The 13496-nt window shown below is 68.0% G+C and carries 13 protein-coding genes and 1 pseudogene; 4 read left to right on the forward strand and 10 right to left on the reverse strand.

Translation table 11 applies throughout. From position 1 onward, the window contains the following. Positions 1-5: 5 nt before the first annotated feature. The 4 genes from HCC78_RS02260 to HCC78_RS02275 form a co-directional block, all read right to left on the reverse strand. On the reverse strand, positions 6-1679 hold the full coding sequence (locus HCC78_RS02260) for a bifunctional protein tyrosine phosphatase family protein/NAD(P)/FAD-dependent oxidoreductase (RefSeq protein WP_172327101.1): 1674 nt from the start codon (positions 1677-1679) through the stop codon (positions 6-8). Positions 1680-1748: 69 nt separating this feature from the next. Next, the gene (locus HCC78_RS02265; protein WP_172327102.1) at positions 1749-2633 is read right to left on the reverse strand and encodes an MBL fold metallo-hydrolase; all 885 of its coding nucleotides are present in this window, start codon (positions 2631-2633) and stop codon (positions 1749-1751) included. A 32-nt stretch (positions 2634-2665) separates the two neighbouring features. Further along, positions 2666-2863, reverse strand: a complete 198-nt coding sequence (locus HCC78_RS02270) for a DUF2892 domain-containing protein (protein ID WP_172327103.1) — start codon at positions 2861-2863, stop codon at positions 2666-2668. Between the two features lie 110 nt (positions 2864-2973). Further along, a complete protein-coding gene (locus tag HCC78_RS02275; RefSeq protein WP_172327128.1) occupies positions 2974-3627 on the reverse strand; it encodes a Crp/Fnr family transcriptional regulator in 654 nt (217 codons plus the stop codon). A gap of 87 nt (positions 3628-3714) precedes the next feature. On the opposite strand from HCC78_RS02275, the gene HCC78_RS02280 reads away from it, so the two are divergent. Then, positions 3715-4182 carry an N-acetyltransferase gene (locus HCC78_RS02280; protein WP_172327104.1) on the forward strand — a complete coding sequence of 156 codons (468 nt, stop codon included), beginning with the start codon at positions 3715-3717 and terminating at the stop codon, positions 4180-4182. Between the two features lie 125 nt (positions 4183-4307). On the opposite strand, the gene HCC78_RS02285 is transcribed toward HCC78_RS02280, so the two are convergent. Genes HCC78_RS02285 through HCC78_RS02305 form a run of 5 tightly spaced genes read right to left on the reverse strand, consistent with a single transcriptional unit; the run spans position 4308 to position 10112 of the window. Next, positions 4308-5594: an amidohydrolase family protein gene (locus HCC78_RS02285; protein ID WP_172327105.1), complete on the reverse strand. Its 1287-nt coding sequence runs from the start codon at positions 5592-5594 to the stop codon at positions 4308-4310. After that, positions 5594-6508 (reverse strand): ABC transporter permease, encoded by a 915-nt coding sequence (locus tag HCC78_RS02290; RefSeq protein WP_172327106.1) that lies wholly within the window; start codon positions 6506-6508, stop codon positions 5594-5596. The genes HCC78_RS02285 and HCC78_RS02290 overlap by 1 nt, the downstream gene beginning before the upstream one ends. Before the next feature lies 1 nt (position 6509). Beyond that, complete coding sequence (locus tag HCC78_RS02295) at positions 6510-7556, reverse strand: ABC transporter permease (protein WP_172327107.1); 1047 nt, start codon at positions 7554-7556, stop codon at positions 6510-6512. Beyond that, complete coding sequence (locus tag HCC78_RS02300; protein ID WP_172327108.1) at positions 7546-9102, reverse strand: ABC transporter ATP-binding protein; 1557 nt, start codon at positions 9100-9102, stop codon at positions 7546-7548. The genes HCC78_RS02295 and HCC78_RS02300 overlap by 11 nt, the downstream gene beginning before the upstream one ends. Next, a complete protein-coding gene (locus HCC78_RS02305) occupies positions 9102-10112 on the reverse strand; it encodes a BMP family protein (RefSeq protein ID WP_172327109.1) in 1011 nt (336 codons plus the stop codon). The genes HCC78_RS02300 and HCC78_RS02305 overlap by 1 nt, the downstream gene beginning before the upstream one ends. 196 nt (positions 10113-10308) lie before the next feature. Here HCC78_RS02305 and HCC78_RS02310 point away from each other — a divergent pair, with 196 nt between their 5' ends. Next, positions 10309-11022: an FkbM family methyltransferase gene (locus tag HCC78_RS02310; protein WP_172327110.1), complete on the forward strand. Its 714-nt coding sequence runs from the start codon at positions 10309-10311 to the stop codon at positions 11020-11022. 18 nt (positions 11023-11040) lie between these two features. On the opposite strand, the gene pncB is transcribed toward HCC78_RS02310, so the two are convergent. Next, positions 11041-12333 (reverse strand): nicotinate phosphoribosyltransferase, encoded by a 1293-nt coding sequence (gene pncB / locus HCC78_RS02315; protein ID WP_172327111.1) that lies wholly within the window; start codon positions 12331-12333, stop codon positions 11041-11043. Between the two features lie 142 nt (positions 12334-12475). Between pncB and HCC78_RS02320 the strand changes: the two genes are divergently transcribed. Together HCC78_RS02320 and HCC78_RS33505 are read left to right on the forward strand one after the other, a co-directional pair. Then, the gene (locus HCC78_RS02320; RefSeq protein ID WP_172327112.1) at positions 12476-13030 is read left to right on the forward strand and encodes a hypothetical protein; all 555 of its coding nucleotides are present in this window, start codon (positions 12476-12478) and stop codon (positions 13028-13030) included. Between the two features lie 211 nt (positions 13031-13241). Next, positions 13242-13496 (forward strand): annotated as a pseudogene (locus HCC78_RS33505) (IS481 family transposase); the annotation flags it as partial.

Consider the following 13496-nt stretch of genomic DNA (forward strand, 5'->3'; position numbering starts at 1 on the left):
GAGGGTCACTCGGCGGAAACCGGTTCCGGCTTCGCCATCCATTCCTTGCCGCGCAGCATCGCCTGCCAGTAGATCGGCGGCAGCGCGCGTTCCTTCAGCCACCAGGCGGCGCGGGTCGGCTTGGTGCCGTCGACCAGCCAGGAGGGGAAGCTGGGCTTCAGCGTGCCGCCATAGCCGAACTCGGCCAGCACGATCTTGCCGCGCTCCACCGTCAGCGGGCAGGAGCCGTAGCCGTCATAGCCGCCGGCCGGCGACCGGCCCTCGATATCGGCCGCGACATTCGCCGCCACGACCGGCGCCTGCTTGCGCGCCGCGGCTGCCGTCTTGGCATTGGGCGCGTTCATCGCGTCGCCCAGCGACCAGATGTTGTCGTAGCTCTTGTGGCGCAGGGTGATCTGGTCGACATCGACCCAACCGGCAGCATCTGCCAGCGGCGAGACACGGATGAAATCCGGCGCCGTCTGCGGCGGGCAGACATGCATCATGTCGAACTCCACCGTCACTTCGGAAGGCGCCTCATCGGGCTTGGCCACCTTGAAGGTCGCGGTCTTTCCCGGGCCGTCGACGCGGATCAGGTCATGGAAGAAGTTCAGCTTGGCGTCGTATTTCTGGACATATTCCATCAGCGCCGGGACATAGTCCTTCACCCCGAAGAGCACGCCGCCCGCGTTCATGAACTGGATGTCGATGTTGCGCAGCGCGCCGGTGCGGAACCAGTGGTCGCCGGACAGGTACATCGCCTTCTGCGGCGCGCCCGCGCATTTGATCGGCATCGGCGGCTGGGTGAAGATCGCCCGTCCCCGCTTCAGCCGCTGCACCAGCTCCCAGGTGTAGGGGGCGAGGTCGTAGCGGTAGTTCGAGGTGACGCCGTTCTTGCCCAGCGTCTCGACCAGGCCTTCGACCTTGCCCCAGTCGAGCTTCAGCCCCGGGCAGACGATCAGCCGCTTGTACTTCACCACCCGGCAGCCATCGAGGATGACGGCATTGTCGCCCGGCTCGAAGGCGGCGGCGAAGGACTTGATCCAGTGGACGCCTTTGGGGATCAGGCTGCCCATGGTCCGCGCGGTCTGGTCGGGCTCGAAGACGCCGCCGCCGACCAGGGTCCAGCCGGGCTGGTAGTAATGGATGTCCGCCGGGTCGATCACCGCGATGCCGAGCTGCGGCATGCGGGATTTCAGCGAGGCCGCGACCGAGATGCCAGCCGCGCCGCCGCCGACGATGACGACCTCGTAGGAGGCATCGCCGGTATCCGTGGGCGTCTTGCCGCCATTGGCGATCCGCCGCACGACGCCCGCCATGTCGTAGCCCGCTGCCTTGGTGGCCGACAGGATGTCCGGCAGCGCGCGCGACTTGGCCTCGGAAAGCGACCACAGGATGGTGCTGCGCGTGCCGGTCCGGCAATAGCCGAGCGCGGGCTTCGGCGCGCGAGCGAGGATCCGGCCGAATTCGGCGGCATCCGCGTCGCTGACCTTGCCGGACACGACGGGCTGGTGGATCGCCTCGAGCCCGAGCGACTTGGCGGCGGCCGCGATCTCGGCGAAGGTGGGCTCGCCCGCGCTTTCGCCGTCGGGGCGGTTGCAGATCACGCTGCGGAAGCCCTGGCGCGCGATCTCCTCCAGATCCCCGGGCTGGATCTGCGGGGACACCGAAAATTCCGGCGTGATGGAGCGGATGTCCATGGAATGCGTCTCCTCGGAAGTCAGGTCACGGGCGGGGGCCGTTGTCGTCCGGCCCTCCGCGCCAGGGGATCAGAGCTGGTTGATCGGCAGCTTCAGCATCGGGCGCCCGTCATTGTCGGTCGGGATCTCGCCGGCGCGCATGTTGACCTGCAGCGAGGGCAGGATCAGCCGCGGCACGTCCAGCGTGGCATCGCGCTCGGTGCGGAACTTGATGAAGTCCTCGCGGGTCTTGCCTTCGCCGACATGGATGTTGTGCGTCTTCTCCTCGCCGACCGATGTCAGGTACTCGATGTCCCGGCCGTTGGGGCCGTAGTCATGGCACATGAAGACGCGCATTTCGTCCGGCAGACTCAGAACCTTCTGGATCGAGTCGTAGAGCGTGCCGGCATCGCCGCCGGGGAAGTCGGCGCGGGCCGAGCCGCCGTCGGGCATGAACAGCGTGTCGCCGACGAAGGCCGCGTTGCCGATCACATGGGTCATGCAGGCCGGCGTATGGCCCGGCGTGTGCATGGCAAAGCCCTGCATCGTGCCGATCATGAAGGTGTCGCCGTCCTTGAACAGCGCGTCGAACTGGCTGCCGTCGCGCTGGAACTCGGTGCCTTCGTTGAAAATCTTGCCGAACGTGTCCTGCACGACGGTTATCTTCTCGCCGATCCCGATCTTGCCGCCGAGCGCCTGCTGGATGTAGGGCGCGGCCGACAGGTGGTCGGCATGGACATGGGTTTCCAGAAGCCATTCCAGCTTCAGGCCCTTCTCCTTGATGTAGGCAATCACCTTGTCGGCGTTGTCATAGGTGATCCGGCCGGCGGAGTAGTCGATGTCCATCACGGAATCGACCACGGCGCAGGACTTCGAGTTCGGATCCTTCACGACGTGGGTGAAGGTCCAGGTGGCCGGGTCGAAGAAGGTCTCGACCTCGGGGGTCACGGTCATGTCCACGGGATAGGTGGTCATAAGGGTCTCCTCAGGGGTCAGGTCGGCGGGGCTCAGATCTTGCATGTGTTCACCCCCGCAAGGCGGTAGAGCAGGCAGAACCGCGTCCCGGCCGTTGCCAGCAGGACGATTCCGGCGACGATGGCGGCGATCTGCACACCGCCGGTTAATCCGAGCGCGCCGAAAAGCACCAGGATTGCACCAAGTATCAGTCGAATGATGCGGTCGACATTTCCGATATTCGCGGTCATCACGGACTCCCGTTCCAGTTGGGACCCAGATAACGCGAACACTATTCCGCCGTCTGTGAGTTTGTCACCGAGGCAGATCAGAAACGCCGAATATTTTCAGCAGCCGGGGATCACTCCTCCGAGAGCGCCTCGAGCGCGCCGCGGTCGAGCAGCGTGACGCTGCCGCGGTTCTGCTCGATCCAGCCACGGCGCTGGAATTCGCGCAGCTGGCGGCTGACCACCTCGCGCGCGGTGCCCAGTTCGGTGGCAAGCTTCTGGTGGGTGGTTTCCAGCGTGTCCGCCTCGCCCGCGAGCTTCAGCAGCCGCTGCGCCAGGCGGATGTCGACCCGCTGGAAGGCCAGCGCCTCGATCACGCCGAAAAGGTCGGTGATGCGCCGGGCATAGGACGAGAAGACGAACTGCCGGAAGGCGTCGGATTTCGCGGCGAGGTCATCGAACACCTTGCGCGGGATGGCGACCGCGCGGCAGGCGGTCTCGGTGATGCCCTCGGCGGCGTAATCCTCGTGGGCGATCAGGCAGGCGGTGGTCATCACGCAGCTTTCGCCGGCCTCGACGCGGTAGAGCACGATCTCGCGGCCCGATTCCGAGACCTGCTGCACGCGCACCGTGCCCGAAAGCAGCAGCAGCAGGTTGTCGGCATGCATGCCCGGCGCGAAGACCGTGGTGCCCTCGGGCACGTCCATCACCTGGCTGCGGGATTCCAGCTCGTCGCGGATGTCCTTCGGCAGGCTGGCCAGCCCCTCGAATTTCTCGCTCCAGCCCATCGCCCGCTCTCCCGTCTTGCGCAACCGCCTGTCCCTGCTACGACATCCCGGCGCGGGCGGAAAGCCCGCCGGAGAAGGAGTCCCCCGATGATGCCCGTCCGCCTCGATGCCGGCAGCCCCGCGATCCCCGCGATGCTGGCGCTGATCCGGGAAAGCTTCGCCTACATGGAGGCGCGGATCGACCCGCCCTCCTCGATGCACCGGCTGACGGAACGCAGCCTGCGCGAAAGCTGCGCGGCCTGCGAACTCTGGGTCATCGGCGGTCCGCCGCAGGCCTGCGTGGTGCTGACCCCGAAGCAGGACGCGCTCTATGTCGGCAAGCTCGCGGTGGCGGAAAGCGCCCGCGGAAAGGGATTCGCGCGGATGCTGCTGGAGCTGGCCGCGGAGCGCGCGGCCCTGCTCGGCCTCGGCTGGCTGGAACTGCAGGTGCGCATCGAGCTGACGGAGAACCACGCCGCCTTCGCCAGGATGGGCTTCGCGAAGACCGGCGAGACCGCGCATCCGGGCTATGGCCGCCCGACCTCGATCACCATGCGCCGCTGCCTGCGCCCCTGATCTCCCCGCGCGCGGCCCCGGAGCCCGCGATGGCCCGACCCGGCTGCCCTCCGGCCCTTCTTCCCGAGGGCAGCCGAGTCGGGCCTTCCCCGGTTTTCCGACGCTGCGCCATTTGGGAGTCGGGATCAGGCCCGGCCCGGCAGCGGGCGCCTGCGCCGGACCGAGCCGGGCCGGCCCGGCAGGGCCAGCGCCGCATCGGCCCGGGGCGTGCGCGAGACGACCTTGCCCTTGGCCACCACGGCGAGCCGCGCGGGCCGGAGCCGCAGCGCATCGACCGGATCGGCGGCATCCAGCACGACCAGGGACGCGGCACAGCCCGGCGCCAGCCCGTAGCCCTCGGCGCCGATCACCTTGGCGCTTTCCTCGGTGACCATGCCGAAACAGGCGCGCATCTCGTCGGGATGGGTCATCTGCGCGACATGCAGCCCCATGAAGGCGACATCCAGCATGTCCGCGGTCCCCAGCGAGTACCACGGGTCGAGCACGCAATCCTGGCCGAAGGCGACCGGAATGCCCATCGCCCGCATCTCCTTCACCCGCGTCATGCCGCGCCGCTTGGGATAGGTGTCGTGCCGCCCCTGCAGCACGATGTTGATCAGCGGGTTGGGAATGGCGGCCAGCCCGGCCTCGGCGATCAGCGGCAGGAGCTTCGAGACGTAATAATTGTCCATCGAATGCATCGAAGTCAGGTGCGAGCCGACCACGCGGCCCTGAAGCCCCAGCCGCTGCGCCTCCATCGCCAGCGTCTCGACATGGCGGCTCATCGGGTCGTCGGTCTCGTCGCAATGCATATCGACCGGCAGGCCCCGTTCCGCCGCCAGCTCGCAGAGCGCCGTGACGCTGCGCGCGCCCTCCGCCATGGTCCGCTCGAAATGCGGGATGCCGCCGACGACATCGACGCCCATGTCGAGCGCGCGGACCGTGTTGTCCCAGGCCGTCGGGTCGCGGAACACGCCGTCCTGCGGGAAGGCGACGAGCTGCAGGTCGAGGTAGGGCTTCACCGCCTCGCGCACCTCGATCATCGCCTGCACGCCCAAGAGCCGGTCGTCGCAGGTATCGACATGAGTGCGGATATGCAGGAGCCCCATCGAGACCGCCCAGTCGCAATAGGCCAGCGCCCGTTCCTTCAGGCCTTCGAGGGTCATGATCTCCTTCAGCTCGCCCCAGAGGCCGATGCCCTCCAGCAGCGTGCCGGAAGCATTCACCCGCGGCAGCCCGTAGCTCAGCGTCGCGTCCATGTGGAAATGCGGATCGACGAAGGGCGGGCTGACGAGGTCGCCGGTAGCGTCGATCACCTCGCCCGCGTCGGCCTGCAGCCGCGACTCGACGGCGGCGATCCGGCCGCCCCGGATGCCGATATCGGCAACTGTTCCATCGGGCAGCGTGCCGCCCTTGACGATCAGGTCGAACATCAGCGTTCCCCCTTGTTGTAGGGTGTCATCAGCGCGGCGGGCACTTCGGCGCGGCGCGACATCAGGATCAGGGCGAGGATCGACAAGAGGTAGGGCATCGCCAGGAACAGCTGGTAGGGCAGCCCAGCGCCGATGGCGGTCTGCTGCAGCCGCACCTGGAAGGCGTCGAATCCGGCGAAGAGCAGCGCGCCAAGAAGCGCGCGCCCCGGCATCCATGCCCCGAAGACCACCAGCGCGATGCAGATCCAGCCGCGCCCGTTGACCATGTCGAAGAAGAAGGAGTTGAAGGCCGAAAGCGTCAGGAAGCTGCCGCCCACCGCCATCAGCCCCGATCCCACCGCGACCGCGCCCATGCGCAGCCCGTGAACCGGCAGTCCTTGCGCCTCCACCGCCGCCGGGTTCTCGCCCACGGCGCGCAGCGCCAGGCCCAGCGGCGTGCGGAAGAGCACCCAGGCGGTGATCGCCACCGTGGCCAGCGCCGCCCAGGTCAGCACCGTCTGGCTTCCCAATATGGGCCAGCCGGTCGGCTGGAACGCCTCGATCCGCGGCGGCGAGGAGACCTCGGGCAGCGCCACGCGATAGGCGAAGTACGTCGCCGAGGTCGCCAGGAGGGTCAGTCCGATGCCGACCACATGCTGCGACAGGCCGAAAGGCACGGTCAGCGTGCCATGGATCAGCCCGAACATCACGCCGGTCAGGAAGGCGCAGCCGACCCCGGCCCAGAGCGGCAGCCCGGCATAGACCGCGATCCAGCCGGCGAAGGCGCCCGCGACCATGATCCCCTCGATGCCGAGGTTCAGCACGCCCGCCCGCTCGCAGATCAGTTCGCCCATCGTGGCGAAGATCAAGGGCGAGGCGATGCGCAGGACGGCCGCCCAGAAGGTGGCGGACAGAAGGATGTCGATCAGTTCCATCTCAGCCCCTCACCACCCGGAACCGGGAGAGCATCAGCGCCAGCACCATGAAGAGGAGCGCGGTCGCCAGCAGGATGTCGGCAATGTAGGAAGGCACGCCCGCCGAGCGGCTCATGCTGTCGGCGCCGACGAAGATGCCCGCCACGAACAGCGCTGAGACCACGACGCCCAGCGGATTGAGCAGCGCCAGCATCGCCACGACGATGCCCGTGTAGCCGAAGCCCGGCGAGATGTCGGCCGTCAGGTTGCCCTTCAGCCCCGCGACCTCCGAAAAGCCCGCCAGCGCCGCCAGCCCGCCCGAGATCAGCGCGGTCTTCGCCAGCACGGCATTGACCGGCATGCCCGCAAATCGCGCAGCACGGGCATTGAGCCCGACGGCGCGCATCTCGAAGCCGAGGGTGGTCTTCGCCTGGACCAGCCAGACGCCCAGGGCGCAGATCAGCGCGAGGCCGAAGCCCCAGTGCAGCCGCAGCCCCTCGACGATGCGCGGCAGGCGGGCTTCCTTCGGCAGCGACGGCGATTTCGGCCAGCCCATGCCCATCGGGTCCTTCATCGGCCCCTCCAGCAGGTAGCCGACGAAAAGCAGCACGACGAAGTTCAGGAGCAGCGTCGTCACCACCTCGTCGACGCCGAGCTTGGTCTTCAGCAGCGTCGGGCCGAGCAGCATCGCCGCGCCGGCGATCACCGCGCCAGCGGCCATGGCCGGGATCACCAGCGGACCGGGCAGACCGGATTGCGTGCCGATCAGCACGGTGGCGACCGCACCGAGATAGAGCTGCGCCTCCGCCCCGATGTTCCACAGCTTGGCACGGAACGCGACGGCCACGGCGAGCCCGGTGAAGATCAGCGGCGTGGCGCGGTTCAGCGTCTCCAGCCGCGCGAATTTCGTGCCGACCGCACCATCGACGATCTGGCCAAGCACCGCCGCCGGATTGCCGCCCGCGACGGCGGCAAGCAGCGCGGCAACCACGACGGTCGCGGCCAGCGCCGCCGCCGGATAGCCGAGACGGCGCGCCAGCGTCGGCGCCTCGACAGGTTCAAGCCGCATGCCGGCCTCCTTGCCCGGCCATCCACAGGCCAAGCTCCTTCACCGTGATCTCCCCGCGCGCGAAGGCCGGGGACAGCTCGCCGTCATGGATCGCGTGGATCACGTCCGACAGCGCGCGGAGTTCATCCAGGTCCTCTGAGATTAGCAGCACCGCCGCGCCGCGTTCCCGCGCCGCCAACAGCTGGCGGTGGACATAGGTGACAGCGCCGATATCGAGACCGCGGGTCGGCTGGTTGGCGAGGATGATCGCCGGGCCGGCCTCCAGCACGCGGCCGAGGATCAGCTTCTGCATGTTGCCGCCGGACAGCAGCCGGATCGGCACCGAGGGCCCCGGACAGCGCACGTCATAGCCTTCGATGATCGCCTCGGCGCGCTTGCGCGCCCTGCCCCAGTCGAGCCAGCCCTTCCGCGACATCGGCGGGCGGGCGTAATCCTCGAGCATGGCGTTCTCGGTCAGGTCGAAATCGGCGATCGTGCCGGTGGCGTGGCGGTCCTCGGGGATGCGGGCGATGCCCTGCGCCACGGCCTGCCGCGGCGACCAGTCCGCCAGAGCTGACCCTTTCAACTCCACCGCACCGCTTTCGGGAAACGCCAAGCCCGAAAGCAGGTCGGCAAGCGCCCGCTGGCCGTTGCCAGAGACTCCTGCGATGCCGGTGATCGTGCCGGCCCTGAGCGCCAGCGATGCGTCACGCAGACCCGGGCTGCCTGCCACGGAAACCTGATCGAGCCGGAACAGCACCTCTCCCGGAGTAGCCGGCGGCACTTCCGGGGGGACGATCTCGGCACCGACCATCGCCTCGGCCAGACGGTGGCGGTCGGTCTCGGCGGTCCGCATCTCGGCGACCTTGGCGCCGCGGCGCAGGATCACCACGCGGTCGGCCACGGCCATGACCTCGCCCAGCTTGTGGCTGATGAACACGACCGCCAGCCCCTTCGCCACCGCCTTGCGGATCGTGGCGAAAAGCGCATCGACCTCCTGCGGCGTCAGCACTGCGGTCGGCTCGTCGAGGATCAGCACGCGGGCGTCGCGGTAGAGCGCCTTGAGGATCTCCACGCGCTGGCGTTCGCCCACCGACAGGTCGGCGACCCGCGCGGAGGGATCGACCGCCAGGCCGAAATCCTCGGACAGCTGCCTCAGCCGCGCGCGTGCCGCGCGCCGGCCCGACGACAGCGAGAACAGCGGCCGCGTGCCGAGCGCCACGTTGTCGAGCACGGTCAGGTTCTCGGCCAGGGTGAAATGCTGGTGCACCATGCCGACGCCCGCGGCGAGCGCTGCCCCGGGCTGGCCGGGGGGCAGTTCCTGCCCGGCGACATGGACGGTGCCTTCGTCGGCGACGTAATGGCCGAAGAGGATGTTCATCAGGGTCGTCTTGCCAGCGCCGTTCTCGCCCAGAAGCGCGAGGACCTCGCCCTCGGCGAGGGCAAAGCCGATGCCGTCATTGGCAAGGACGGGACCGAACCGCTTGGTGATCCCGTCGAGCCGCAGGATCGCAGTGCTTTCCCCCCGCAGGATCGCAGCACTCTCCTGCCGCAGGATTTCGGCCATCAGGCGGAGGGTTCGCTGTCGACGATCTCGACCTCGAATTCGCCCGAGAGGATCTGGGCGGAGCGGGTCTGCACCAGCTCCATCGCCTCGGTCGGCACCTTGCCCTCGAAGGTGCCGAGCGGCGAGAGCGAGCAGCCGCCGTTCTTCATGAAGCTGTAGACGCCGTAATCGGCCGCGGTGAACTCGCCCGCCTGGGCTGCATTGATGGCGGCGTCCATGGTCGGCTCGAAATGCCACAGCGCCGAGGCGACCTCGGTGTCCGGATAGTCGCCCTGGGTGTTGATCACGTTGCCGATCGACAGGATGCCCCGCTCCATGGCGGCGTCGGCCACGCCGAACCGTTCGGCATAGAGCAGGTCGGCGCCGTTCTCGATCATCGCGAAGGCGGTTTCCTTGGCCTTGGGCGGGTCGAACCAGGAGCCGATGAAGGCAATCTGGAAGGTGATGTCGGGATTGACCTCGCGCGCGCCGGCCATGAAGGCGTTCATCAGACGGTTGACCTCGGGGATCGGGAAGCCGCCGACCATGCCGATATTGCCGGACTTGGTCATCGCGCCGGCGATGATGCCGGTCAGGTAGCTCGCGTCCTGGATGTAGTTGTCGAACACCGCGAAATTCGGCAGCGCCTCGTCCGGCTTGAAGGACGACCCCATCAGGAAGGCGATGTCCGGATAGTCGGCGGCGACCTCGCGGGCCTCCTGCTCGACCGCGAAGGCCTCGCCGATGATCAGCTTCGCGCCGCCCTCGGCATATTCGCGCAGAACGCGGGTATAGTCGGTGTTGGAGACGTTTTCCGAGAACTGGTAGGTGATGTCGCCGCGCGCCTTGGCGGCCTCGGCGGCGATATGGATGCGGCCGACCCATTTCTGCTCCACCGGCACGGTGTAGGCGGCGGCAACCGGGATCACGGTTCCCTGGGCGCGCAGCAGGCCCGGGGCGACCCCGGCAAGGGCCGCTGCGCCTGCGGTGCGGGACAGCAGCTGGCGGCGGCTGAGAAAATGGTTCGCCATGGTGAAGCTCCCTCTAGCAACTCTGGACCCAAACCTAGCCGCAACCGCCCGACAAGGAAGCGAAATGCGCGGACCGGGCGGCAGGCCGCAGGCGCCTGCACAGAGTTTGGGCAGTCCGCCGCGGCGCCCCGCCGCCAATCCCCTTGCCCGCAGGCGGCCCGCCGGGCGAAGCTGCCGCGGGAAGAGGAGGACGGGGATGGAGACAGGCGGAGACACCGGCACCGGGACGGCCCGGGCAACGCCGCGGGTGGACCGCGCGGCGGCCCGGCGCGAGGGCATGGTACCCAAGGTCACGATGCGCAGCATGCTCTCGGGGCTCGGGATGGCGCCGGACGCGGTGCTGGACATCGGCGTGGCGCGCGGCACGCCGCAGCTCTACGACGCCTTTCCCGATGCGGCCTTCCTGCTGGTCGATCCGCGGCCGGGCTTCGCCGAACGGCTGGCCTTCCGGCCGGAACGCTTCGCCGCGCTGACCGCCGCTGTGGGAGCGGAGGCGGGACGCATGCGGCTGGAGGACCGCGGCGGGCACAGCAGCCTGAACCGGCGCATCGACCGCGGCGATGCCCCGCCCGTGGCCAGCTATGACGTGGACGTGGTGACGCTCGACGGGATGATCGCCTCGCTCGGCCTGGCGCCGGAGGCGACGGTCGGGATCAAGCTAGACACCGAAGGGCACGAGCTGGACGCGATCCGGGGACTGACGCGGGATCTGGAGCGGATCGCCTTCATCGCCTGCGAGGTGTCGGTGCTCGACCGTTTCGTCGGCGGCTATACCTTCGCCGAGCTGGTCGCGCTGCTCGATCAAAAAGGGTTCCGCTTCTACGCCGTGATGAGCACGCCGCGGCCAAGGCGGCCGCTGCGCTTCCTCGACTGCCTGTTCCTGCGCCATGACGACCCGCGCTTCGCCTGAGGCGCGGCGCCGGCCGGTTCAGACCAGGACCTTGCGCGCCTTCTGCTCGCCCACGCCGAAGACCCGCTTGTAGCGCGCCACCTCGTCTGCCGGGCCCATCGCCTTGTTCGGATTGTCCGACAGCTTGACGGTGGGATGCCCGTTGGCCGAGACCGCCTTGCACACCAGCGAGAAGGGCGAGAGCCCGTCATCTTTCACCAGCCCGCGGAAATCGTTGGTCAGCAGCGTTCCCCAGCCGAAGCTGACCCGGACCCGCCCGGCAAAATGGGCATGCAGGCGCTGGATCTCCGCCACGTCGAGTCCGTCGGAGAAGATCATCAGCTTGTCGCGCGGATCCTCGCCCTTGGCCTTCCACCAGGCGATCGCCGCCTCGCCGTTGCCGACCGGATCGCCGCTGTCGATGCGGATGCCGGTCCAGCGGGACAGCCAGTCCGGCGCGCGGTCGAGGAATTCCTGCGTCCCGTAGGTGTCGGGCAGGATGATCAGCAGGTTGCCCTCGTGCTCTTCCTGCCAGTCCTGCAGCACCTTGAAGGGCGCGGCGGCCAGTTCCTCGTCATTCTCCGCCAGCGCGGAATAGACCATCGGCAGCTCATGCGCGTTGGTGCCGATAGCCTCCACCTCGCGGCGCATGGCGATCAGGCAGTTGGAGGTGCCGATGAAATTCGGCCCCAGCCCTTCCAGCATCGCCTGCACGCACCAGTCCTGCCACAGGAAGCTGTGCCGCCGCCGCGTGCCGAAATCGGCGATCTTGACGTCCGGCAGGGTCCTGAGATGTTCCACCTTCTCCCAGAGCTTGGTCATGGCGCGGGCATAGAGCACCTCCAGCTCGAACCGGCCCATCCGCTCCAGCACCGCGCGGCCGCGCAGCTCCATCAGCACGGCCAGCGCCGGGATCTCCCACAGCATCACCTCGGGCCAGCTGCCTTCGAAGGTCAGCTCGTACTGCCCGTCGCGCTTTTCCAGGTGGTAGGGCGGCAGGCGCAGGTTCTCGAACCACTCCATGAAGTCGGGGCGGAACATCTGGCGCTTGCCGTAGAAAGTGTTGCCGCGCAGCCAGGTGCTTTCGCCGCGGCTGAGGCTGAGGCTGCGGATATGGTCCAGCTGCTCGCGCAGCTCGCCCTCGTCGATCAGCTCGGCGAGGCGCAGCGACTTGGTGCGGTTGATCAGGCTAAAGGTGACCTGCGTGTCCGGTCCGTTGCCGAAGACCGTCTGGCACATCAGGAGCTTGTAGAAATCGGTATCGATCAGCGAGCGGACGATCGGGTCGATCTTCCACTTGTGGTTATAGACGCGGGTGGCGATATCGACCATGTACTGCACTCCGGGTGGCCCGAGGCTCCTTAGAGCAAATCCGGTCACCTTCTGGCAAGGGAGCCCGGCTGCAACGCGCGGCAAGGTTGCGTTCATGTCCCTGCGCCATTCTCGGCCCGGCCCCCTGGCGGAAGGAAACCCGATGCGCGCCTGCCTGATCCTTCTCGTCCTCGCCGCTCCCGCCCTTGCGCAGGACCGGAGCGAATGGACCTATGGCGACTGGTCCGCCACGTTCGAGGCCCATGACAGCACGGAGGATGACTGGCTGACCTGTTCCGCCCGAACCGGCGGCGACGGCTGGCCGGTCCTGGCGGTCTCGGTCTTCGAGGGCGATGCCGGCCCGCCCGGCGCCTATCCCGACATCAAGCTGCAGGAATGGGCGCCGCGGCACTATCCGACATCGATGCAGGACGGCGTCCCGGCGCACTTCTCCTTCGACACCGGGCTGGAGGCCGAGGTCATGCCCGATGTGATGATCACGGACGAGGGCCTGCAGGAGGCGCATGCCAACATCTTCTCGCCCGGCAGCCTGGAGCCCTTGCGGGCCATGGCGGCCGGATCGCGGCTGGAGGTCAGCACGGGCGGCAAGCCGGTCGCCAGCTTCTCGCTGAAGGGATTCACCGCAGCCTATCTGAAGATGATGGAGCTCTGCGGCTTCGGCGCCAGCGCCAGCCTGACCCCTGGCCTAGGTGTTTGATCCCACGGTTTGATGGTGCGATCCATTCGTCGGCATGGAAGGAAGCACTATGGGACAAGTTCGTCACGGCTGCGCCACGATCCTCTGACCGGAAGGCGAATGTGCGCATTCGCCGAGACGGGCGCACGCCATCCGAGCTGCAATACAGCGATCGCAAGCTTCGGCCGCGGCGCTGAGCCGGAAACTCGGGAGCGAGGAGGATCGGAAAGCGATCCAGTGAATCGCTTTCCCGGCGAGCCCGAAGACCGTCGCGAAGTGGCGCAAGCGCGAGACGGTCGAGGATCGCAAGACCGGTCCGAAGGAACCGCGCTCGTCCGTTCTCAGCGAAGCCGAGGAGGCGATGGTGGTGGCATTCCGCCGCCACACGCTCCTACCGCTGGATGACTGCCTGTACGCCTTGCAACCATCGATCCCGCACCTGACCCGATCAGCGCTGCACCGCTGCCTTCGGCGGCATGGGGTCTCG

This window comes from Mangrovicoccus sp. HB161399, assembly GCF_013184745.1.
In the GTDB taxonomy this organism is placed as follows: domain Bacteria; phylum Pseudomonadota; class Alphaproteobacteria; order Rhodobacterales; family Rhodobacteraceae; genus Mangrovicoccus.

What these genes read in the sequence shown, in the direction of transcription:
- HCC78_RS02295 (WP_172327107.1), bottom strand. Translation starts at nt 7,556, where the DNA reads ATGCGGCTTGAACCTGTCGAGGCGCCGACGCTGGCGCGCCGTCTCGGC.
- HCC78_RS02290 (WP_172327106.1), bottom strand. Translation starts at nt 6,508, where the DNA reads ATGGAACTGATCGACATCCTTCTGTCCGCCACCTTCTGGGCGGCCGTC.
- HCC78_RS02265 (WP_172327102.1), bottom strand. Translation starts at nt 2,633, where the DNA reads ATGACCACCTATCCCGTGGACATGACCGTGACCCCCGAGGTCGAGACC.
- HCC78_RS02285 (WP_172327105.1), bottom strand. Translation starts at nt 5,594, where the DNA reads ATGTTCGACCTGATCGTCAAGGGCGGCACGCTGCCCGATGGAACAGTT.
- HCC78_RS02300 (WP_172327108.1), bottom strand. Translation starts at nt 9,102, where the DNA reads ATGGCCGAAATCCTGCGGCAGGAGAGTGCTGCGATCCTGCGGGGGGAA.
- HCC78_RS02305 (WP_172327109.1), bottom strand. Translation starts at nt 10,112, where the DNA reads ATGGCGAACCATTTTCTCAGCCGCCGCCAGCTGCTGTCCCGCACCGCA.
- HCC78_RS02320 (WP_172327112.1), top strand. Translation starts at nt 12,476, where the DNA reads ATGCGCGCCTGCCTGATCCTTCTCGTCCTCGCCGCTCCCGCCCTTGCG.
- HCC78_RS02280 (WP_172327104.1), top strand. Translation starts at nt 3,715, where the DNA reads ATGATGCCCGTCCGCCTCGATGCCGGCAGCCCCGCGATCCCCGCGATG.
- HCC78_RS02260 (WP_172327101.1), bottom strand. Translation starts at nt 1,679, where the DNA reads ATGGACATCCGCTCCATCACGCCGGAATTTTCGGTGTCCCCGCAGATC.
- HCC78_RS02270 (WP_172327103.1), bottom strand. Translation starts at nt 2,863, where the DNA reads ATGACCGCGAATATCGGAAATGTCGACCGCATCATTCGACTGATACTT.
- HCC78_RS02310 (WP_172327110.1), top strand. Translation starts at nt 10,309, where the DNA reads ATGGAGACAGGCGGAGACACCGGCACCGGGACGGCCCGGGCAACGCCG.
- pncB (WP_172327111.1), bottom strand. Translation starts at nt 12,333, where the DNA reads ATGGTCGATATCGCCACCCGCGTCTATAACCACAAGTGGAAGATCGAC.
- HCC78_RS02275 (WP_172327128.1), bottom strand. Translation starts at nt 3,627, where the DNA reads ATGGGCTGGAGCGAGAAATTCGAGGGGCTGGCCAGCCTGCCGAAGGAC.